The sequence below is a fragment of the Sphingobacterium sp. Mn56C genome (assembly GCF_049319645.1).
Classification (GTDB): Bacteria; Bacteroidota; Bacteroidia; order Sphingobacteriales; family Sphingobacteriaceae; genus Sphingobacterium.
In genome coordinates this window covers 1,307,258-1,329,062 of the sequence record NZ_JBMOUC010000001.1, presented here as the reverse complement: position 1 = coordinate 1,329,062, position 21,805 = coordinate 1,307,258, and the positions used below count along the sequence as shown (strand labels likewise).

Below are 21,805 nucleotides of genomic sequence, written 5' to 3'. Positions count from 1 at the left end.
TTTACTGATAATTTATGTATATTATTAAGTTTATTGATTTATCATTTCTAAAACCTCCTGTTCCGAAATAATCGGTACATTAAGTTTTTCTGCCTTTGCTAGTTTAGAAGGCCCCATTTTATCACCCGCAACTAGAAAGTTAAGTTTGGCCGAGATACTACTCAGCATTTTTCCGCCATGCGACTCAATCAATGCGGTTAATTCCTCGCGAGAGTAGTTCGCAAAAACCCCCGATATCAAGAACGTTTTTCCTGTTAAGGAATCGCCCGCCCGTAAAACCTCTTTTTCTTCAATTGCAAACTGCAAGCCCAACTCCTGTAGTTTCGATAATTCGGCGATATGGCTATCCGTATGCAGGTAGTTATACACACTATCGGCAATACGTATACCAATATCCGGCACTGCCGATATTTCTTCCATACTCGCCTGCGCGAGCAGCTGAATATTTTTAAAATGCAAAGCTAACTTTTTAGCGACCGTTTCCCCAACATGACGAATCCCCAAGGCAAAAAGTACCTTTTCAAAAGGTTTCTTCTTCGAAGCCTCCAGTCCAGCCAGCATATTGTCGATTGATTTTTGTCCAAATCGATCCATACCAACCAAAATGTCCTGTTTGTGGTGTAGGGCATAGAGGTCGGATATCTGCTGGATATAACCATGGGCGTATAATGTTTCTATAGTTTCGTCGCCCAAGCCTTGTATATCCATCATTTTACGGCCTATAAAGTGCTGTAGTTTACCGACAATCTGTGGTTTACAGCCATATTCATTCGGACAGTAATGCACGGCTTCTCCCGCTTGGCGCACCAGTTCTGTACCACATTCCGGGCAGTGCGTAGGGTAGACTATAGGCGTTGCATTTAACGGTCGTTTTTCAATATTTGCTGCGATAATTTTGGGAATTATTTCGCCTCCTTTTTCCACAAATACCGTATCACCCTGATGTAGGTCTAAGCGCGCAATCTCGTTGGCATTATGCAGCGAGGCGCGTTTTACCGTGGTACCGGCCAAAAGTACTGGTTTTAAGTTCGCCACTGGCGTTACCGCACCTGTACGCCCCACCTGATAACTAACTTCCTTCAGTATAGTTTCTACACGCTCCGCTTTAAATTTAAACGATGTTGCCCAGCGCGGAGATTTCGCTGTAAAGCCCAAATCTTCCTGGTAGGCATATTCATTTACTTTGATAACAATACCATCAATATCAAAGGACAACTGATGGCGTGCTGTATCCCAATACTGTATAAATGCTAAAACCTCGTCTATGTTACTACACAGCTTGTTATCCTTACAAACAGGAAAGCCCCATTGCTGTACAGCCTCCAAGCTATTCCAATGCGTTTCAAATACCTTATTTCTATTGTCCATGTACAAGAAGTACAAGAAACAATCCAAAGGGCGCTTAGCCACCTCAGCAGAGTCCTGCAGTTTCAGTGTTCCCGAGGCAAAATTTCTGGGGTTAGCATAAGGCTGTTCGTCATTTTCCTCCCTTTCCTTATTTAAGCGTAAGAAAGCAGATTTATGCATAAAAATCTCCCCTCGAATTTCAAAGCGTTCAGGATATGCATTACCTTTAAGCTGATGCGGGATGCTCCGAATGGTTTTCACATTTTGGGTCACATCGTCGCCCTGCAATCCGTCGCCGCGTGTTACAGCACGAACTAATTTACCATCTTCATACGTCAAAGAGATCGATAAACCATCAAATTTTAACTCACAAACATAATGCACCTCTTCACCAATGGCTTTTCGAACCCGTTGGTCAAAATCGCGTAATTCCTGTTCATTATACGTATTACTCAGCGAAAGCATAGGCCAGCGATGCTGTACTGTTTGAAATTTTGAAGTGATATCTCCACCCACCTTTAGGGTAGGTGAGTTCGGGTCTTGGAATTGCGGGTAAGCTTTTTCAAGCGCTTCCAATTCCTTAAGTTTAACATCAAAATCATAATCCGATACCACAGAGTTTGCGAGAACATAATATTGATAATTATATTCATTCAGTTCTGCGGTAAGCTGATCAATTTTTATTTTTATATCCTGCGACATCTGCAACGAAATTAATAAATTTTTATAAGGCTAAAGTAATATAACACCAATAAAAAAATCAACAACAAGGTATAGCCACCATGCTTGTCGATGTCTTTTATTCGATTGTTCTAAAAATCTACTTACTGTAGAAATTATTTGTCGGCAAGTCGGAGAAACACTGTATTTTGTTCACATAAAAGTCCCATATGATGGATTTTTTATACCGACCAGTTTTATTCTCCGGAACCTTATATTTTTTACGTTTACGTGCATTTCTAAAGAAATACAAGAAGAAATACTGGTGTGCACGACTAACGGCCCAGGCATCCTTAGGTTTCCGTTCTACCAAAAAATGGATTAAGGCAAGTAAATCCAACCATAACCGTATAAAAATTACCCCAACAGCTCGGAAAAAAGGTAGGTTTTTCTGCAACATAAGCAGGTTATTCCTAAAGTTAAGGTAAGTCTTCTGGGGATTGCTTGTGTTTAGTGTTCCGCCACCAACATGGTATATAACACTATCAGGGCAGTAGCCAATGCGGTAGCCCATGCGCTTTAAGCGCCAGCAGAGGTCAATCTCTTCCATATGTGCAAAGAAATCACCATCAAAACCGCCAGCCAGTTTCCAGGCATCCGCTTTAATAAATAAGGCCGCACCGCTGGCCCAGAAGACCTCCTGCGGATTATCATACTGGCCCTGGTCTTTTTCGCAGACCTGCATCATGCGGCCCCGACAAAACGGATAGCCATAGCAATCCAAATAACCACCGGCGGCGCCGGCATGCTCAAAGTTTTCTTTATTGTGGTAGGCCAAAATTTTGGGCTGTGCAGCCACATAATTTTCCGTCTCCATAAGGTCTATGACCGGCTGTATCCAATTTTGCGTCACTTCGACGTCCGAGTTTAGCAGCACATAATAATCCGCATCAACCTGCTTCAGAATTTGGTTATACCCCTCGGCGAAGCCGTAATTTTTATCGTTTTCAATTACCTCTATAGTGGGGTAATACTCTTTTACAAAAGATACCGAGTCGTCTGTAGAAGCGTTATCTCCCAATACGAAGGTAATGTTGGCATATATACTGTTATAAACAGAAGGCAAAAACTTCTCTAAAAAGTATCGCCCGTTCCAATTTAAGATTACAACAGCGACTTTCGGGCTAGTACTCATATTTTATTTTTTCGTTGTCTCTTCCATCGATTATGTGTCCATAACCAATACGTAGGATTTTTTCGTATTATTTCCTCTGTAAATTTATTATGTATCTCCGTAATTTCGTGCTCCGCATACTGCTGCGGATTTTCAACCAAAGTTGTAAATTTACAGAAGTAATGGCCGCGCTGAGGTTTACGTCCGATTTCACAAAATACCACCGGAAAGTTAGTCATTTTAGCAATGCGTTCCGTGCCGGTATACACCAGAGTATCCTGGTTTAGAAACTCCATAAAATAATCTGTTTCCTGGTATAGCGGGGTCTGGTCGGCCACAAACATACTAATATGAGGATGGTTTCGCAACTTTACAATATGGCGCAAAATCTGCTTCATAGGCACCATGGTCGCACCGAAGCGTGTACGCACAGCATTATAGATATAATCGAAGTCTTTATTGTTAAGTGGTTTGTAGATAATCAACTTGGGTTCCTGCGTCATTAACGACAAGCGATGTATGCCCAATTCCCAGTTGCCATAATGTGCTGTAACGCCGACAACCGCCTTTCCAGCGTTAAAATGGCGGTAAACTTCTTCCGGATTAATCAACTCTATTCTTTTAAGCACCTCCTTTTCCGTGATGCTAAACATTTTAATAATCTCCACGATAATATCCGGGAAATAACGGTAGAAAGCGTTTGCAATAGCTTTTATTTCGGCTTCACTCTTTTCCGGAAAGGAGTTATGAAGATTTTTGTAAACCACTTTTTTGCGGTATCCAAAAACATGGTAAACCAAGAGATACAGAAAATCCGACAGTAAATACAACAGCCAAAAAGGAAGTTTTGAAAGCGCCCATAAAAAGAAATAAAGTATACTTTTCCTCATTAAATACGGTGTGTAGCGTTTAAAAGTTTACAAATATCCTTAAATAAAGTTACTTTTGCTCCACAATTTAAAGGATTTTTTGAATATGTCAAATTCTATTGTTTTATCGGCAAACTACCTGCCGCCGGTATCCTATTTTCATGTCATTGCACAGCAGGATTCGCCTATAGTAATAGACGGATACGAGCATTTTATAAAACAAACCTACCGCAGTCGTACGGCTATTGGCACCGCAAGTGGTACGTTGGACTTAATCGTTCCCGTGCAACACGGTCGTAGAGAAAGGGTTGCTATGAAGGATGTGCGCATAAACGCCGACCATGATTGGCAACGTTTGCATTGGAAAAGTATTCAGACAGCCTATCGAGGGTCTGCCTATTTTGAATATTATGAAGATGATTTTGCTGATTTTTATGATAAGAAGTTTGATTTCCTCTTCGATTTTAATGTACAGCAGTTGGAGCTTGTGCTGAAATTATTGAAGCTAAAACCAACGGTACTATTTTCTGATCGCTATGTCGCTGTAGAAAATGATACGATGGATTTCAGAACACTCATCCATCCGAAAAAACCATCGCTATATGCTGCGCCAAAGCCTTATTATCAGGTGTTTGAGGAGCGTATGGGCTTTATGCCAAATTTAAGTATTGTCGACCTTATCTTTAACCAAGGGCCACAAAGCAAAAACTATCTTTAATAAAGGCTAAACTATTTGCTTCTTTTGTTGTTTTAGAACAAAAACTATTCACTTGTTCGGAGCGGTATGAAAAGAAGCATTTTGTTTATAATCACCTTTTTTATTTCCCTTGCAGCCTTGGCGCAGACGGGGGTAGACACCATACATTACCGCAAGGTTTATTACTTTGCAGGCACAGGACTGGCTTTTCCTCTTGGAAAAACCAAAGAAGTATTGTCGCCTAAGGTGTTTGCCGGTAGTATGGGTTTAGACATCAGTCTTAAAAATCCTAAATATTATGTGATGCCGACCTTGTATATGTTGTCTTTTAACTATGACCAGAAAATTCCTGATCCCGAATACAATAGAATGATAGAAAATGGTCAGTCTAGTTTGTATATGTTAAGCTTAGCAGGTGGTATGCGTCGGCAATGGAAGCGCTTAAATACCTATGCCTATGTCGGCCCTACGGTTGGCCTAAGCACCGAGCCACGGTCTAATGTGCTACCGGAGGTTGTCAAAGTATCCTATAAACGAAATATTGCTTTTGGTACAAAAATGGGAGTAGGTGCAGATTACATGTTCAAAGGTTTTTTCCTGGGCGCCGAATTGGGGTATATGTATAATATTAATAAAATTCAAAACCGCCCTTTTCAAGCGATTACCTTTATGGTCGGGTTAAAGTCTGATATTACCAAATTAAGCGATAAAGTCGTTAATATTATTAAACCGATAATTGATTAAGGGCAACGTATCTGTTTGTGTATATAAATATTATTCTACAGTCGGAAAGGTAGAGGATAACATAAAAGCCTTCAATCGGGGAGACTGAAGGCTTTACCAAACCAATTATTAACCTAAATTATGAAATTATGAAATTTCTTTATTCGATATTAAAACGTAAATAATAATCGAATATTATCTTTAGAATTTATTTTAACATATTTTAACATTTCAATTTTTTCATTATAGGCATGTTCTATGCAGGAGTTTTAACTTCTTGAATATAATTTAGCTATGCCTTTATTTTTCTAACCACCCCTTTATCTGCTTCGGATAACGCACGCAATACGCGACAGGGGTTGCCTACTGCGATACAGTTTGCTGGAATATCCCTGGTAACGACGGATCCTGATCCAATGACCGTGTTTTCACCAATGCTTACCCCTGGATTTATTACCGTATTTCCCCCAATCCAAACATTATCACCTATGGAAATGGGAAGCGCATACTCTGCACCGGTATTGCGGGTTTCAAAGTGTAAGGGATGGCCGGCTGTATATAAAGAAACATTAGGACCGAACATTACATTTGCTCCTATCGTCACCGGTGCACAATCGAGTATGGTAAGGTGGTAATTGGAAAAAAAATTTTCGCCAATATGTATATTAAACCCATAATCGCAGTAAAAGGGCTGTTCTATACAAAAAAATACCCCTGTACTTCCCAGATAATTTTTAAGATGCGACTTGCGCTGCTTCATGCTGCTGCTAGGTATTGCATTATACAGCTGACAATTGCGCTGTGCATTTTTCCGTAGGTTTTGTAGTTCTTTATCATGGGGGAAGTAGGTGTCCCCAGCGACCATCTTTTCTTTTTCTGTTTTTGTCATTATTTATAGTCGGTTTTTTGGGCTTGAAGATACAAAAAAATAAGCTCTACTGGTAGTTGCATATCGTTCTTGCAAGAGCAATTTACAAGGCTAGGCGTTCAGGATTTACCGTAAATCAGCAGGTTGTAGCTATTATCTATACCGGCGGAAAGGTTGTTTTCTTGTAGTTAATTTTATATTAAGTATCTTTGGCCAACAATTTGGTTATGCAAGAAAACAAGAAATATCGTATTGCTGTAATCGGAAGCGGAAGTTGGGCTACGGCCATGATTAAGATGCTGACGGATAATAGCACGGAAAAAGAGTTGTACTGGTGGGTGCGTAAGCAAGCGGATGTAGCGTATATTAATCAATATAAACATAACCCTACCTATTTAAGTGCTGTAGAGATAAAATTACCGGCCGCACATATATCAACGGATGTTAAACATAGCGTACAACATGCAGATATTGTGATTTTAAATACCCCTGCGGCGTATATTAAGGATGCATTACGTGGACTTACGGCGGATGACTTTAAAGGTAAGTTGGTGGTTTCGGCTATAAAAGGTATTATTCCGCAAGAGAATCTTATTGTCGGTGATTATATTACGCAGACTTACGCGGTGCCGCCAGAAGATCTTCTTGTGGTAGGGGGGCCTTGCCATGCGGAGGAGGTTTCTCAAGAAAAATTGTCGTACTTAACTTTTGGTTGTATGGACGAAAATAATGCAGCCTTTGTGGCTGGATTTTTTCGAAATAGATATATCAATACCATTGTGTCGAAAGATGCTACAGGCATTGAATATGGTGCCGTTTTGAAGAATATTTATGCCCTTGCCGGGGGGATCTGCCACGGAATGGGGTATGGTGATAATTTTCAGGCGGTGTTGGTGTCTAATGCCATTCGGGAGATGTCTTATTTTCTGCATGCCCTCGATCAGGAACAGCGCGTTATCGATGCATCGGCGTATTTGGGCGACCTTTTAGTGACGGCTTACTCGCAGTTTAGCCGTAACCGTACCTTTGGTACTATGATTGGTAAAGGGTACACCGTGCAATCGGCACAGTTGGAGATGAATATGGTGGCCGAGGGTTACTATGCTTCAGGCTGTATACAGGAAATTATTGCCCGTTATAATTTGAATATGCCAATCTGCAATATGGTATATCAGGTATTATATAACCACAAATCTGCCGTGACAGAAGTTGCGCATTTAGCAAAGAATTTAAATTAGATGATTACAAAAGAGTATATTGCTGAATCGTACAAAAAGATTCAGGATGAGATAACTGTGGCTTTAGAGAAATTAGATGGACAGGCTAAATTTCAAGAGGAGCAATGGCAACGTGAAGGTGGTGGTGGTGGTCGTACCCGTATTATTCAAAATGGAGCTATTATAGAGAAAGGGGGGGTAAATTTCTCGGCTGTGCATGGTAAGCTTCCTGAACCTATAAAAAAAGCCTTTGCTGTAGAGGAGGATGAGTTTTTTGCTACGGGAGTTTCCATTGTAATCCATCCGAATAATCCACATGTGCCGATCATACATATGAATATCAGGTATTTTGAACTTAATGAGCATATCCGTTGGTTTGGTGGTGGAATTGACCTTACCCCACATTATGTCGTGGCCGATGATGCTCAGTTTTTCCATCGTGCCATGAAAGAGGTCTGTGATCAACATCACCCGGATTTTTACAACGATTTTAAAACGCGTGCGGATAATTATTTCTATATTAAACATCGTCAGGAAACGCGTGGTATTGGCGGTGTCTTTTACGATAAGCTTACGCCAGAAAATACGGGCCTCAGCGAACAGCAGATTTTTGACTTCTCCTGTGATTTGGGCCGTGCTTTTGCACCGACATACAGTGTATTGGTAAACAAAAATAGAAACCTAACGTTTACAGAAGAGCAGAAGTCTTGGCAGCTGCTGCGTCGTGGTCGGTATGTTGAATTTAATTTGGTGTACGACTCGGGAACAAAATTTGGCCTGGAAACCAATGGTCGCATTGAATCTATTTTAATGAGTTTGCCGGCACAAGCCAATTGGTTTTATGATTTTAAAGCCGAACCAGGGTCGGCAGAGGAGCAGACCTTAGCAGTATTAAAAAAAGGAATTTCATGGATTTAACCTGTTGAAAGTAGTTTTAATGGGGGATCCGTTTTTAATAGCAGTACATGATACAATTTAAGCGGTTTAAACTAGATAACGGCCTTACCGTTTTGGTGCATGAGGACCATAATACGGCAATGGCGGTTGTAAATATATTATATAAAGTTGGCGCTAGAGATGAATCGCCCGAGCAAACGGGCTTTGCTCATCTTTTCGAGCACCTGATGTTTGGCGGTTCGGTAAACATCCCGAATTATGACGGGCCTTTACAGCAGGTTGGTGGCGAAAACAATGCATTTACCAGCAACGATATCACCAATTATTACATCAGTCTTCCGGCAAACAATCTGGAGACGGCATTTTGGCTTGAAAGCGATCGTATGTTGAGCCTGGCTTTCAGTGAGCAGAGCCTGGAGGTACAACGTCAGGTGGTGTGCGAGGAGTTTAAGCAACGTTACTTAAATCAGCCTTACGGCGACGTTTGGCTTAAATTAAGACCTTTAGCGTATAAGGTGCACCCCTATCGTTGGGCCACCATAGGTAAGGAACTAAAGCATATCGAAGACGCAACCATGGCGGATGTTAAAGCTTTTTTCAAGAAATATTATACCCCACAGAATGCCATTATGGTGGTCGCTGGCGATGTTGACTTTGCTACGGTTAAGGTCTTCGCTGAAAAATGGTTCGCTGGTATACCTGCAGGAGAATCTTTTGCGCGTAATCTGCCTGCAGAACCTGAACAGACCGAAGCGCGTAGGGAAGTTGTGGAGGCAGATGTGCCGGTTTCGAGTCTGTATCTTGCGTTTCACGGCCCCGACCGTTTGTCGGACGATTATCAACGTATGGATTTGTTGTCTGATATTCTATCGCGGGGATCTTCGTCACGTTTATATCGCTCCTTGGTGAAACAACAGAAGTTGTTCACCGATATTAACGCTTATGTTTTAGGCAGTATCGATGCCAATTTATTTGTCGTGGAGGGTAAACCCGTTGAAGGCGTTAGCCTGGAAGAGGCTGAGAATGCGATATGGAGGGAGCTTGAAACGATGAAGGGTACCCTTGTAGAAGAGCGCGAACTACAGAAGGTGAAGAATAAAATCGAATCTACGCTGCTCTTTGCTGAGCTTTCCATTTTGGATAAGGCCATGAACTTGGCATTTTATGAGATGTTGGGCAAGGCGGAAGATTACAATACAGAAGTGGAAAAATATCAAAAAATTACAGCCGAAGAACTGCAGCATATCGCTTCAGCATTATTCAGGAAGGAAAATTCTTCGACGTTAGTATATAAAACGAAAGGAGTAGAACATGTTGGATAGAACAATTGCACCGGCTTTTAGGGCTATTAAAGCTTTGGAGTTTGTACAACCCGAATCCATTACCTATGGCAATGGGCTGCAGGCTTTTGTATTTAAGGATAGCAACCTGGAATTGGTGAAGTTTGAGTTTGTATTTCAGAATATCTTTGAAAACGGAAAATCACCCCTTCAAAATTCGATGCTGTCGGCCATGTTGAAAGAAGGCACCTCGAACCTCAGCAGTGCGCAGATTGCCGAAAAAGTAGACTATTATGGTGCCTTTCTGATGCCGGAATATAGCTTCGACCATACTTCATTAACGGTGTATACCATGCATAAATATGCTGCATCGGTATTGCCAATAGTACGCGATATTTTGCAGTATGCGAGTATTCCGCAAGAGGAATTGGATACCCATACCCGCAACAATAAACAGAACCTACAGATTTCTTTGAAGAAAAATGATGTGCTGGCACGGCGCATGTTTTATACCTTCGTTTTTGGTGACAACCAATACGGTACAGTACCCGAGCTTACGGATTTTGATGCGATACAGCGGGAAGATATTTTGCAGCTCTACCATAAGCAAATTAACCCAAAGAATTGTACGCTTTTTATCTCCGGAAAGGTGGATAGTGCCCTGCTAGAAGTCGTAGCGCAAAATTTTGCAACCGGCTGGGAGGGCAGCACCGCAGTCTCCAGCGTAAACCCGATACAACTGAACGATCAAGCCGGTACATTTAAGCTTACACGGAAGGAAGATGCCCTGCAGTCGGCAATACGTATGGGGGGGCTCAGTATCAACCGTACACATCCCGATTATCCAGCAGTTCAGTTTGTAAATACCTTGTTGGGTGGTTTTTTCGGCTCCCGGCTTATGCGGAATATCCGCGAGGAAAAAGGCTATACCTATAGTATAGGGTCGGCTGTAGCCAATTTAAAACATACGGGTTTCTTTACCCTAGCCTCTGAGGTTGGGGTCGACGTTACGCAAGCCACATTGGATGAGATTGAAAAGGAATTTAACATCCTACGGACGGAAAAAGCCCATACAGAAGAGGTGAATTTAGTGCGTAACTATATGCAGGGATCTTTATTGGGAAGTCTGGAAAGCATATTTTCACATGCCGATAAATTTAAAGCCGTTTACCTAGCCGATATGGACTTAAGTTATTACCAGCATTATAGCACAATCATCGATCAAATGGATGCGGATAGGGTGTACGCCATAGCAAATCAATATTTCGATTACGATAAGCTGGTCAAAGTAGTGGTTGGAAAACTAGGCTAAACTTAGCCGCTATAAAACAGAAAACGAGACCTCTTAGGCCTCGTTTTCTGTTTTATCTTTTTGCAGTTTTTTCTTTTCCTTATAGTCAAATTCTGCGACTTCAATAATACGCGGAATACTACTTTTAGGTGCCATATTCTTCAGCTTCTTTAATTTCTTGCGATGGCGCAACGCACGTAGGGTACGATTGTTTTTGTATAAATTCCAATTCATCAATAAAACCGAAAATAATACGATAATAAGGCCGAATATCTGCAGTGCTGTAACCTGGTGGTTGGTAAAGAAATGTGCGAGCATAAGCGCTACAATAGGGTTTACATAGGCATACGTACTCACCTCCGTTGCCGGGCGCATCTGCAACAACCAGATATAACTGCTGAATGCCAAAATAGAACCCATTATAACGAGATAAATCATGGCTCCCCAGTCTGCGGGTAAGACCCTGGTATAATCAAAAGACTGATACTCGCCCGTTAGCAACGCCACCACCGTAAACGTCGTGCCGGCAGTAACCATCTGCCAGGCGGTTTTTACCATTACATTTAATGGTTCTTCTTTTTTCTTATCTGTTTTCTCCGTTTTCTCTGTCTTGTCAGTCTGCTCAATTGCAGGTTTACGCTTTTGGCTGTACTTCGAGGCTAAAGACCCTATGGTCCAGCCAATCGTGCCCAGCGTCATAACGGCCATGGCGGTAAGGTTTTGACTCTTTTCTGCAGAATCCTGCTGTGCAAAAATCTGCTCCGCAAACAACATAAAGACCCCGGAAAAACCAAGTAGAAGCCCCATAATTATGGGTTTGCTCGAAAAGTTTTCTTTCCATTTGGGCTTATCAAAAATAATAAACCATATGGCTGTAGCGGCAGAAATAATAGAAACAATACCACTGGAGATATATTGCTCTGACCATATAATAGCAGCCATATCAACAAACAAAAGTAGGAAACCTACAAACATAGCCTGTTTAATATCAGCGCGGTTAAAAATTTTGTATCCCTTTAGTCCGCAATAGCCCATCAACAACGTACCCGCAATAATAAAACGTATCGAGCCCAGCACAAATGGAGGGAAGGAGTGCAGCGCCTTCTCGATAAAAAAGAAAGTCGACCCCCATACGATATATACGACAAGGTATGCAAATACAATGGCTGCAGTGGAAGGGTTTTGTTCGTTCATATTACGCTTTACTCTTTTGTTGGAATAACTAATTTCTGTTCTTCTTTTATGGTCTGTAGAACAATGGTGGTACGTGTCGAAATAATACCTTCAATTTTACCGAGGGTATTACGCATTAAATCTACCAATCCTGCAGCATCGCTAGTGCGCACCTTAATAAGGTAACCATCATCGCCAGCAATATCATGAACCTCCTGAACTTCAGGTATCTCGGCTAATAAATACGCCACTCCCTGTTCGCCAATAATATCGGATGTCTTTATAAATATAAAAGAAAGCAGATTCTGGTCTAAAGCCAATGGATTAATCTTGGCATTATATTGTAAAAGAACCTCTTTCTGTTCCAATTTTTTTACCCGCTCTAAAATAGCGGATGGTGCCATGCCTAATTCGCGTGCGATATCCGCATTATTAGTTCGCGCATTGTTCTGCATAATCCGTAGAATATGATAGTCTACATGATCCAAAGATATTTCTATTTTTGCCATAATTCTGCAAATGTAAGTATATTTTGAATAATATTCAATATTTTAATATAAAATCAGTCGATTATTCAACATATGACTGTCTGGTGAAAATTTAATTTTCCTTTTGTGTTTACGATACATCGAAATGCGGAACGGTCTGGTTTTTTACGTATGGGTATAGGCTAGATACGGTTCAGGTGCTACAAAGAATGAACAGGTTTTGTTTGCGGTTTTATGCGTTATCTTAACCTTTTATTGCATAATAATATCAATTGTTACCCTAATTTACGAAAATACTGATCCTAATCCTTAGATTTGTTTATCTATTAGCTACAAAAGAGAAAATCATGTTATCAGCCTTAGAAACCTTAGCATTGACCCTAGACGGTACACTATATTTTAATCCAAAGGACGTACGTCATGAGACTATCCGCGTTGCCTACGCCACCGATGCATCGGTTTACCAGGTGTTGCCGTTGGCAGTTGCCATACCAGAGAGCCTTGCTGATCTATTAAAACTTGTAGACTTTGCAAAACGCAACGCAGTAACATTAATACCGCGGACAGCCGGAACTTCTTTGGCCGGTCAGGTGGTAGGGGAAGGTATTGTTGTGGATGTATCCAAACATTTTAACCGCATCTTGGAGGTCAATACTGAAGCGGGCTGGGCCAGGGTGGAACCGGGTGTTATCCGCGACGACCTAAATGCTTTTTTAAAGCCTATGGGTTGGATGTTTGGCCCCGAAACCTCTACAGCTTCTCGCGCTATGGTGGGCGGTATGATAGGCAATAATTCATCGGGTTTACACTCCATTGTCTGGGGCGATACCCGGCAGAATTTAATTTCCGCAAATGTTATCCTTCACGATGGGTCTCAGGCCGTTTTTGAAGACCTGCAACCCGACGCTTATTTTGAGAAGCTTTCCCTGCAGAATGTAGAAGGTCAGCTTTATCGCGGCTTGAATAACCTGCTTGTCAACAAGGAGAATATAGAAGCCATAAAATCGGGCTACCCCAAAAAAAATATTACCCGCAGAAATACCGGTTATGCTTTAGATAGCCTTATAGATACCGAACAGCCCTTTAATTTGTGCCGTATTTTGGCGGGCTCTGAAGGTACTTTGGCCTTGGTTACCGAGGCCAGGATTAAACTACGGCCGCTGCCGCCCAAAGAATTGGGATTACTGTGTGTTCATTTTGAAGACATGATTTCTTGTATGCAGGGCAATATTGTGGCATTGGCGCATCAGCCTGAGGCTTCCGAATTAGTCGATAAGTATATATTGGATTTTACCGTTGGTCATCCAACCTATCAGTACAATCGTTTTTTTATTGAAGGTGATCCGGCAGCCTTATTAATTATTGAATTCCGTGGCAACACGGCAGAGGAGATTGTTGCCAAGGCAAATGCCCTGAAGGAAGACCTTATGCGCAAGGGGCTGGGGTATGCGTACCCTTTGGTTACGGGGCAGGAAGAAACGAATAAGGTATGGGAGGTCCGTAAGGCTGGCCTCGGGCTGATCCGTAATCTACCCGGCGACAGTCAGCCGGTGAATCTTATTGAAGATTGCGCCGTAGCACCAGAGGATCTGCCGGCCTATGTATCCGATGTGCAGCGGCTGCTGGCGGAAATTGGCGTCCATGCATCCTACTATGCGCATGCCGGAGCGGGGGAATTGCATATTGAGCCATTTGTAAACTTAAAATCCGCTGAAGGAAAGGCGCAATTCAGGCAGATTTTGGATCGTACAACCGATTTGGTGTTAAAATATAAGGGCTCCTTAAGTGGTGAACATGGCGATGGTAGACTTCGGGGGGAGTTTATAGGTAAAGTACTTGGCGAGCAGGTGTATGCCTTGCTGCAAGAGGTAAAGACAATATTTGACCCGCATGGGATATTTAATGCACATAAGATTGTAAATACCCCACCGATGGATACGGCATTAAGGTATGATAAGGTTACCGATGGCAAACAGATCCGTACCTACTTTGATTTTACGAAAGAGGAGAGTATTTTACGTTTGGCAGAGAAATGTTCGGGCTCCGGCGATTGCCGTAAAACGGAGATTACGGGTGGAACAATGTGCCCTTCCTTTATGGCTACACGAAATGAAAAGGATACCACGCGGGCACGTGCAAATATGCTACGGCAGTTTTTGACGAATTCAACGAAGACCAATCGCTTTGATCATGCAGAGATTAAGGAGGTAATGGATTTGTGTTTAAGTTGTAAAGGCTGTAAAACAGAATGCCCTTCTAGTGTAGATGTTGCTAAAATGAAAGCCGAGTTTTTGCAGCATTATTATGATGCCAATGGCGCGCCATTCCGTTCTAAGCTGATTGCTAATTTTACAAAATCACAGCTCTTGGGGGCTAAGGTCGCACCTTTATATAATTTCTTTTCGCAGAATAGCTTTTTCTCCGGACTGATAAAGCGGGTTGTAGGCTTTGCTGCTGAGCGGTCACTACCCAAGGTGCATGGCACTCCCTTACGTCAATGGGTGGGGAAGCAGCCTGGGGTTTCCGCAAAGCGGCAGGTATATTTATTTTGTGACGAGTTTACCAATTATAACGATACTGAAATCGGTCAGACGGCCTATAAGTTGTTAACAGCGTTGGGTTATCAGGTACTGCTGCCCCCACATCAGGAAAGCGGGCGTACCTATTTATCCAAGGGTTTTGTTAAAGAAGCAAAGAAGCTTGCGCAGGCTAATGTCTCTGCTCTGCAGCACCTTATAACCGACGACACCCCGTTGCTTGGTATAGAGCCATCGGCGATACTCACCTTCCGTGATGAGTACCTTACCTTGGTAGATGCCGAGCAGCAGGAAGCCGCACAGGCTTTAGCAAAAAATGCATTAATGATCGATGAGTTTTTAGTACAGGAGCTGGAGAAGGGTAATATTCATCCGGAACAGTTTACAGCCAATAGCCGTAAGATAAAACTACATGGGCATTGTTATCAAAAAGCGTATCATTTGGTGGGTTTTACTGAAAAGCTATTGTCGCTACCGGTAAATTATGAGGTGGAGATTATTCCATCGGGTTGCTGTGGGATGGCTGGCTCTTTTGGTTATGAAAAAGAGCACTATGAGGTTTCCATGAAAGTTGCCGAGTTGGTGCTGTTGCCAGCCGTGCGTAAGGCCGATCCGGAAGTGCTTATTGCTGCTGCCGGAACGTCTTGTAGGCACCAGATAAAAGATGGGGCTGGGCGTAAATCGTTCCACCCTATAGAAATTATTTATGCGGCTTTAATAAAATAAAACTTTGTTGTATTTTAATTGTTTAATAATAAAAGATAGCATTATGAATATTGGTAAATGTACATTAGGTCTTTCTACGGTGGGACTAATTTTTTTGGCAAGCTGCACGAATAGCAGTACGGGCACCAGCACATCTGCTACCCAATCGGGTAATACGGTTTTATCCCTTACGCAGTTGGTAAACGAGACGCCCTCTGCCAAGGAGCAATTTTATCTCCGGCTAACCGATTCATCGGTTACAGATTCATCGGTCGTATATGCGGTTAAATCTTTATATAAGTCTGACACTGTAGGTTTTAATTTGGAGGTGCTAAAGGACATCAAACCCGGTGTTACCGTCGACGGTAAGGTAGACGAAAAAAATGGTTTTGTAAAGGGGGCACTTAAGCTGTCGAGTAACGGCGAACAGTCTGATACCTTTGTAAAAGCCTTGGGAGAAATTTTTAATTTACCAGCTACGGGTAAAATGACTACAGTTACACTTTTACCTACGGTTTTCTCTTCAAATAAAAATGAGGTAGACTTAAAAAAATCTGCTACGTATACGTTTAAGCTGTTTTTCGACAATAAACTGGGAAGGCCTGCCGAGGTTTTTGCTATTGTAGATACGTACAAAAAATCTTTTGAGTTGTCGGAAAAAGATTCTACGTATCGTAAGGAGCTTATTGCTGCTTTCGAACACGAATAGGGCCTATTTAATAAGGCAAAAGGCTATGCTGCAGGTTTTGTTTTTAAAAGCCTTTAGCTGTAGGCTTGCAAAAGAAAAGCTGTCTTCAAAAAATAACATTATGCCCTTAGGTTACCATAAACGGGCATGAAGCTCGGATTTTGAAGGCCAGTGGTTTTTGCGGCTTATAGCCTGTAGCCTTTAAGACAGCGCTCAGTGAAAGAGGTAAACGGTGTTGGCTTTAATCTATACGGCTTACTTTTGATCTGCTTACTGTAAACTTGACCGACTAAGGGGTTCGTTTTCATGAGGATGGGCTGACGGAAGTAGCAAAATTCGCTGGCTATTGAAAGTAGGTTATTAAAAAAAATATATACATTTGTACTGGCATGAAATGGTTTACCCTAATATTGACCGTATACTTATCGGCACTATTTTTAGTGCCTTGCAGCGATGCTAGTAATCGCTGTTCGGAAAATACTATGGTAGGCCAGTTGGCGCAACTACAGCAGTTGCAGCCGCCAGAACAACTAGAACAACAGCAACAACAGCAACATCAGCATCAGGACGATCGGGATGACCATTGTTCCCCTTTTTGTTCTTGCAGCTGCTGTGGCGTTACGATACAACAGGGGATTTTTAAGTATATCGAATTCAAGACACCTGTTCAGGTATTTAAAATCACTAAGCTTTGTATGCCTGATTTTTCTGTTCCAACCACGTATAATACCAGTATCTGGCAACCCCCTCGCGTTTAATATTTTCTTTTTTTTTAATACATAGCCGTTACCCAGTAGCTGGCTGTGCTGCTTATTAATAAAGTATTTATTAACAAAACTCCCTGTGTTAGATTATATTATAAAGTTTAGTATAAAGAATAAGTTCATTGTGGGCTTAATGACCTTATTTCTTATTATTTGGGGCGCTTGGAGCGCTACCAAACTACCTATAGATGCTGTGCCTGATATTACCAATAATCAGGTGCAAATATTTACCAACTGTCCGACGCTTGCCAGCCAAGAGGTCGAGCAGCTGGTAACCTTTCCCATAGAACAGAGCATTGCCAATTTGCCTAAGATTGAAGAAGTACGTAGTATTTCACGCTTTGGTCTTTCTGTGATTACCGTTGTCTTTGCTGAAGATATGGATGTTTATTTTGCGCGACAGCTTATAGGGGAAAAGCTTAAGGAAGCAGAGGAACAAATTCCTAAGGGTATTGGTAGGCCCGAGCTGGCTCCTGTAAGTACAGGGTTAGGCGAGGTGTATCAATATATTATCCGTCCAAAGGATGGCAGCGAGGGCAAATACAACGCTAAAGACCTGCGTACCTTGCAAGATTGGGTGGTCGCCCGACAGCTGTATGGTACGCCAGGTGTTGCCGAAATAAATAGCTTCGGCGGCGAGCTTAAGCAGTATGAGGTAGCCGTAAATCCAGATCGCTTAAGAGCCATGGATGTCACGATTCCTGAGGTGTTTACCGCCTTGGAGCAAAATAATGAAAATACAGGTGGTGCCTATATCGACAAAAAACCGAATGCCTATTTTATTCGTGGTATTGGTCTGGTATCTTCCTTAGCAGATGTCGAACAGATTGTGGTTAAAAATACCGGCCGTATTCCTGTTTATATCCGCGATGTAGCTGAAGTGCGTTTTGGGAATGCGGTGCGTTATGGCGCCTTGACCTATGATGGGGAGGTGGATGCTGTAGGGGGTGTGGTAATGATGTTAAAAGGTGAAAATAGTAACGATGTGGTAAAACGTGTTAAAGATAAATTGCCTACTATACAACACTCTTTACCCAAAGATATCGTTATTGAGCCCTATTTAGATCGGACAGATTTGGTGGATAGAGCCATTAGTACGGTACAGAAAAACCTGATTGAGGGTGCGCTGATTGTAATCTTTGTACTGGTTATCTTTTTGGGCAATTTTAGGGCAGGTCTTATTGTTGCATCAGCGATACCCTTATCGCTGCTTTTTGCATTGGGTATGATGCGGGTATTTGGTGTGAGTGCCAACCTAATGAGTTTAGGGGCTATAGACTTTGGCCTTATTGTCGATGGTGCAGTCATTGTTGTCGAAGCTACGTTGCATCATCTCGGGCTTCGTAAGTCTAGGCATCGGCTTTCTCAGTCCGAAATGGATGCCGAAGTATTTGAGTCGGCATCCAAAATTAGAACGGCAGCGGCTTTTGGTGAGATTATTATCCTTATCGTGTATATTCCTATTCTTACCCTGGTGGGCGTCGAGGGTAAAATGTTTGCGCCTATGGCTAAAACTGTAGGCTTCGCCATCCTGGGGGCTTTAATTCTGTCGCTTACCTATATCCCCATGATGTGTGCGTTGTTTTTGCCTAAAGTAATGCCAGAGAAGGCGACCTTTAGTGACAGGCTAATGAGTCGTTTGCAGATTTGGTATGCTCCCTTGTTGAAAAAGGCAATACGTGTAAAGTATAGTGTTGTCTCCATCTCCGTAGCTGTATTTCTATTCGCAATTTTTTTATTTAATCGAATGGGGGGCGAGTTTATTCCGCAGTTACAAGAGGGTGATTTTGCTTTCCATTGTATCCTACCGCAAGGAAGCTCGCTAAAGCAAAGTATTGAAACCTCCATGCAGGCATCGCGCATTATCAAAGAATTTGAAGAGGTGAAAATGGTGGTGGGTAAAACGGGATCTGCAGAGGTGCCTACAGATCCGATGCCGCCGGAGGCTACGGATCTTATGGTGGTACTGAAGCCCCAGCAGGAATGGGCGACAAAACGTAGTTACAAGGAGCTGGGTGATGCTATAATGGAGAAGTTGGAGGTTATACCTGGGGTGTTTTTTGAAAAAAACCAACCCATACAGATGCGTTTTAATGAGCTGATGACAGGTATCAGACAAGATGTTGCGGTGAAGATATTTGGTGAAAATATAGATTCATTAGCGTTTTATGCTAAGCAGGTTAGTGCGGTTATTCAACGTGTCAATGGAGCTACAGCGCCGCAGGTGGAGCAGGTTACGGGGCTGCCACAGATCAATGTTACCTACGACCGGGTACGCCTGGCGAATTACGGGCTTAATATTAAAGAAGTAAACGATATATTAAGTACCGCCTTTGCCGGAAAAACAGCCGGTCAGGTATACGAAAATGAACGACGTTTTGATTTGGTCGTGCGCTTGGACTCGGCGAATCGCCGTTCTATGGATGATGTTTCAAATTTAATGGTGCCCACAAAATCGGGCGTTCAGATACCGCTATCGCAGGTTGCTACGGTAGACTATAAGTTAGGACCGGCGCAAATCAGCCGTGAAGCGGGCAAGCGTAGGATTGTTATCGGATTTAATGTCTCCGGTCGCGATGTACAGTCTGTCGTATCGGAGATCCAGGATAAGCTGGCCCAGGAGGTAAGCCTGCCTATAGGGTATTATTTTACCTATGGTGGTCAGTTCGAAAACTTGCAACAGGCGAGTAACCGTTTGCTGATTGCTGTTCCCATTTCGTTGCTGTTGATATTTATGTTGCTGTATTTTACATTCCATTCCGTAAAACAGGCGGTACTTATCTTTACGGCAATTCCAATGAGTGCAATTGGAGGGGTACTGGCTTTATTGCTTCGTGATATGCCTTTCAGTATTAGCGCGGGAGTGGGTTTTATTGCCTTATTTGGCGTAGCTGTGTTAAATGGTATCGTGCTTATCGGTAAGTTTAACCAGCTGGAAAAGGAGGGGGTTAGTGATTTAATAGAAAGGGTTTATTTAGGTACAGAGGCACGTTTGCGCCCCGTAATTATGACTGCATTGGTGGCGTCTTTGGGTTTCTTACCTATGGCCCTAAGTAGCAGTGCTGGGGCGGAGGTGCAGCGGCCTCTGGCTACAGTCGTAATTGGTGGAATTTTTACAGCTACAGTGCTAACACTTTTTGTTCTGCCCTTATTGTATCTAATTTTTAATAGTTCATCTAAACCAAAAACTAAATTTATGGCGTCGGGACTCAAAGCTTTAGGCTGGTTTGTGATAATGGCGTTTGCAGGTGTGGCAACCGCAGAGGCACAGCAGCGTATATCCATCCGTTCGGCAGTCGAAATGGCATGGACAAACAATCGGCAGTTAGCTATTAATCAGGCCGAAATAGTGGGGGCCACCGCAGCCATAAAAACTGCGGTTGAAATACCTCAAACAGGTGTCTTTGCCGAGAATGAGGATTTCAGGCCCTCCGACAAGGCGGGTATTCTTAAAGTTGGTGTAAGTCAGGAAATTCCCTGGCCCGGGTTATTTGCTGCGCGTAAGAAGTTCTTTAACGAGCAACTTAAAGCCGTAGAGCTGAATAGTGATCTCCTTCATTTAACCCTAAAAAGAGAGGTGAGCACCACCTATTACACCTTATGGTATCTGCAGGATAAACAGCTGTTAATGCAGCGCTTAGATAGTTTATATGCGGCTTTGTTTCAAGCTTCAGAGCTGCGCTACAAAACTGGCGATGTCGCACATTTGGATAAAATAGCCGCCGAGGTGAAAATGCGCGAGGTTCAAGCATTTCTGGCGCAGAATGCTAAAGATATGCGGGTGCAGCAGCAGCAGCTTATGGTGCTCTTAAATGCGGAAATTTTATACCTACCCGAGGAGGCGCCGCTAGCGAAGATTAAATTTGAAGCCATACCGGGTGTACAAGGGCAAGGAAGTATGATGCATCCGGAGGCAGCCTTACAGCAGCAGAATGTCAGCGTTGCGGCGTCGAATATTGCGGTTGTGCAAAATGGAAACCGGCCTTCCTTTTCGGGTCGTGTTTTCAGTCAGCGCTTATGGGGGGCAAAGGATCCTTTTACGGGTTTTTCGGTTACAGCATCCTTCCCCTTGTTTGGATTACAGGCTTACAAAAATAAAGTGAAGGTCGCTGAAGCGGAGAAAGTGGTGGAAGAGAAGACCCTGGCTTTTAAAGTACAGCAGCTCGATGCCGACCGTAGCAATGCGCTTACCGATATCGAGAAGAACCTGGCGCTGGTTAATTTTTACGAGAAATCTGGTTTAAAACAAGCGGAGGAGATTATAAAAGCGGCATCGTTGGGGTACCGTACCGGTGATATCAATTTCGCCGAACTTAGCCAGTATTTAAGTCAGGCTATAGGTATACAACAAAACTATTTGGATGCCTTAAACAGCTATAACCAATCGACCATTCGTTACAATTACTTTAACAATAAATAAGAGCAAA

General features: G+C 42.6%; 16 protein-coding genes. 10 read left to right on the top strand and 6 right to left on the bottom strand.

What is annotated here, in order from left to right; genetic code table 11:
- Positions 1-30 precede the first annotated feature (30 nt).
- From ligA to ACL9RF_RS05570, 3 genes are all read right to left on the bottom strand, one after another.
- Positions 31-2,049 (bottom strand): NAD-dependent DNA ligase LigA, encoded by a 2,019-nt coding sequence (gene ligA, locus ACL9RF_RS05580; RefSeq protein WP_422799610.1) that lies wholly within the window; start codon positions 2,047-2,049, stop codon positions 31-33.
- A gap of 118 nt (positions 2,050-2,167) precedes the next feature.
- Positions 2,168-3,202, bottom strand: a complete 1,035-nt coding sequence (locus tag ACL9RF_RS05575) for a glycosyltransferase family 2 protein (protein ID WP_422799609.1) — start codon at positions 3,200-3,202, stop codon at positions 2,168-2,170.
- Positions 3,199-4,071: a lysophospholipid acyltransferase family protein gene (locus ACL9RF_RS05570; protein WP_422799608.1), complete on the bottom strand. Its 873-nt coding sequence runs from the start codon at positions 4,069-4,071 to the stop codon at positions 3,199-3,201. The genes ACL9RF_RS05575 and ACL9RF_RS05570 overlap by 4 nt, the downstream gene beginning before the upstream one ends.
- 85 nt (positions 4,072-4,156) lie before the next feature.
- Here ACL9RF_RS05570 and ACL9RF_RS05565 point away from each other — a divergent pair, with 85 nt between their 5' ends.
- Positions 4,157-4,768, top strand: coding sequence for a WbqC family protein (locus ACL9RF_RS05565; RefSeq protein WP_422799607.1), 612 nt, complete (start codon positions 4,157-4,159; stop codon positions 4,766-4,768).
- 66 nt (positions 4,769-4,834) lie between these two features.
- On the top strand, positions 4,835-5,491 hold the full coding sequence (locus ACL9RF_RS05560; protein WP_422799606.1) for a hypothetical protein: 657 nt from the start codon (positions 4,835-4,837) through the stop codon (positions 5,489-5,491).
- A gap of 271 nt (positions 5,492-5,762) precedes the next feature.
- On the opposite strand, the gene ACL9RF_RS05555 is transcribed toward ACL9RF_RS05560, so the two are convergent.
- The gene (locus tag ACL9RF_RS05555; RefSeq protein ID WP_422799605.1) at positions 5,763-6,359 is read right to left on the bottom strand and encodes a sugar O-acetyltransferase; all 597 of its coding nucleotides are present in this window, start codon (positions 6,357-6,359) and stop codon (positions 5,763-5,765) included.
- Between the two features lie 206 nt (positions 6,360-6,565).
- On the opposite strand from ACL9RF_RS05555, the gene ACL9RF_RS05550 reads away from it, so the two are divergent.
- From ACL9RF_RS05550 to ACL9RF_RS05535, 4 genes are read left to right on the top strand one after another with little or no spacing between them, the layout of a single operon-like run.
- Positions 6,566-7,576, top strand: a complete 1,011-nt coding sequence (locus ACL9RF_RS05550) for an NAD(P)H-dependent glycerol-3-phosphate dehydrogenase (protein ID WP_422799604.1) — start codon at positions 6,566-6,568, stop codon at positions 7,574-7,576.
- Positions 7,577-8,473 (top strand): oxygen-dependent coproporphyrinogen oxidase, encoded by an 897-nt coding sequence (gene hemF, locus ACL9RF_RS05545; protein WP_422799603.1) that lies wholly within the window; start codon positions 7,577-7,579, stop codon positions 8,471-8,473.
- 47 nt (positions 8,474-8,520) lie between these two features.
- A complete protein-coding gene (locus ACL9RF_RS05540; protein WP_422799602.1) occupies positions 8,521-9,774 on the top strand; it encodes a M16 family metallopeptidase in 1,254 nt (417 codons plus the stop codon).
- Positions 9,764-11,044 carry a M16 family metallopeptidase gene (locus ACL9RF_RS05535; RefSeq protein WP_422799601.1) on the top strand — a complete coding sequence of 427 codons (1,281 nt, stop codon included), beginning with the start codon at positions 9,764-9,766 and terminating at the stop codon, positions 11,042-11,044. Before ACL9RF_RS05540 ends, ACL9RF_RS05535 begins: the two co-directional genes overlap by 11 nt.
- A gap of 33 nt (positions 11,045-11,077) precedes the next feature.
- Here the strand turns inward: ACL9RF_RS05535 and ACL9RF_RS05530 are convergent, their stop codons facing one another.
- Together ACL9RF_RS05530 and ACL9RF_RS05525 are read right to left on the bottom strand one after the other, a co-directional pair.
- Complete coding sequence (locus ACL9RF_RS05530; RefSeq protein WP_422799600.1) at positions 11,078-12,217, bottom strand: EamA family transporter; 1,140 nt, start codon at positions 12,215-12,217, stop codon at positions 11,078-11,080.
- An 8-nt stretch (positions 12,218-12,225) separates the two neighbouring features.
- Positions 12,226-12,705, bottom strand: coding sequence for an Lrp/AsnC family transcriptional regulator (locus ACL9RF_RS05525; protein ID WP_422799599.1), 480 nt, complete (start codon positions 12,703-12,705; stop codon positions 12,226-12,228).
- Between the two features lie 326 nt (positions 12,706-13,031).
- On the opposite strand from ACL9RF_RS05525, the gene ACL9RF_RS05520 reads away from it, so the two are divergent.
- The 4 genes from ACL9RF_RS05520 (at position 13,032) to ACL9RF_RS05505 (ending at position 21,798) form a co-directional block, all read left to right on the top strand.
- Complete coding sequence (locus ACL9RF_RS05520) at positions 13,032-15,947, top strand: FAD-binding and (Fe-S)-binding domain-containing protein (protein ID WP_422799598.1); 2,916 nt, start codon at positions 13,032-13,034, stop codon at positions 15,945-15,947.
- A 43-nt stretch (positions 15,948-15,990) separates the two neighbouring features.
- Entirely contained in the window at positions 15,991-16,635 is a 645-nt protein-coding gene (locus ACL9RF_RS05515; protein ID WP_422799597.1) for a hypothetical protein, read from the top strand.
- A 368-nt stretch (positions 16,636-17,003) separates the two neighbouring features.
- A complete protein-coding gene (locus ACL9RF_RS05510) occupies positions 17,004-17,372 on the top strand; it encodes a DUF6660 family protein (RefSeq protein ID WP_422799596.1) in 369 nt (122 codons plus the stop codon).
- A gap of 85 nt (positions 17,373-17,457) precedes the next feature.
- Positions 17,458-21,798 (top strand): CusA/CzcA family heavy metal efflux RND transporter, encoded by a 4,341-nt coding sequence (locus ACL9RF_RS05505; protein WP_422799595.1) that lies wholly within the window; start codon positions 17,458-17,460, stop codon positions 21,796-21,798.
- Positions 21,799-21,805: the final 7 nt, after the last annotated feature.

Bases quoted from the DNA above. Each gene is read 5' to 3' on its own strand.
- ACL9RF_RS05560 (WP_422799606.1), top strand. From the start codon at position 4,835: ATGAAAAGAAGCATTTTGTTTATAATCACCTTTTTTATTTCCCTTGCA.
- ACL9RF_RS05525 (WP_422799599.1), bottom strand. From the start codon at position 12,705: ATGGCAAAAATAGAAATATCTTTGGATCATGTAGACTATCATATTCTA.
- ACL9RF_RS05515 (WP_422799597.1), top strand. From the start codon at position 15,991: ATGAATATTGGTAAATGTACATTAGGTCTTTCTACGGTGGGACTAATT.
- ACL9RF_RS05510 (WP_422799596.1), top strand. From the start codon at position 17,004: ATGAAATGGTTTACCCTAATATTGACCGTATACTTATCGGCACTATTT.
- ACL9RF_RS05535 (WP_422799601.1), top strand. From the start codon at position 9,764: ATGTTGGATAGAACAATTGCACCGGCTTTTAGGGCTATTAAAGCTTTG.
- ACL9RF_RS05555 (WP_422799605.1), bottom strand. From the start codon at position 6,359: ATGACAAAAACAGAAAAAGAAAAGATGGTCGCTGGGGACACCTACTTC.
- hemF (WP_422799603.1), top strand. From the start codon at position 7,577: ATGATTACAAAAGAGTATATTGCTGAATCGTACAAAAAGATTCAGGAT.
- ACL9RF_RS05575 (WP_422799609.1), bottom strand. From the start codon at position 3,202: ATGAGTACTAGCCCGAAAGTCGCTGTTGTAATCTTAAATTGGAACGGG.
- ACL9RF_RS05570 (WP_422799608.1), bottom strand. From the start codon at position 4,071: ATGAGGAAAAGTATACTTTATTTCTTTTTATGGGCGCTTTCAAAACTT.
- ACL9RF_RS05565 (WP_422799607.1), top strand. From the start codon at position 4,157: ATGTCAAATTCTATTGTTTTATCGGCAAACTACCTGCCGCCGGTATCC.
- ACL9RF_RS05530 (WP_422799600.1), bottom strand. From the start codon at position 12,217: ATGAACGAACAAAACCCTTCCACTGCAGCCATTGTATTTGCATACCTT.
- ACL9RF_RS05520 (WP_422799598.1), top strand. From the start codon at position 13,032: ATGTTATCAGCCTTAGAAACCTTAGCATTGACCCTAGACGGTACACTA.
- ACL9RF_RS05540 (WP_422799602.1), top strand. From the start codon at position 8,521: ATGATACAATTTAAGCGGTTTAAACTAGATAACGGCCTTACCGTTTTG.
- ligA (WP_422799610.1), bottom strand. From the start codon at position 2,049: ATGTCGCAGGATATAAAAATAAAAATTGATCAGCTTACCGCAGAACTG.
- ACL9RF_RS05550 (WP_422799604.1), top strand. From the start codon at position 6,566: ATGCAAGAAAACAAGAAATATCGTATTGCTGTAATCGGAAGCGGAAGT.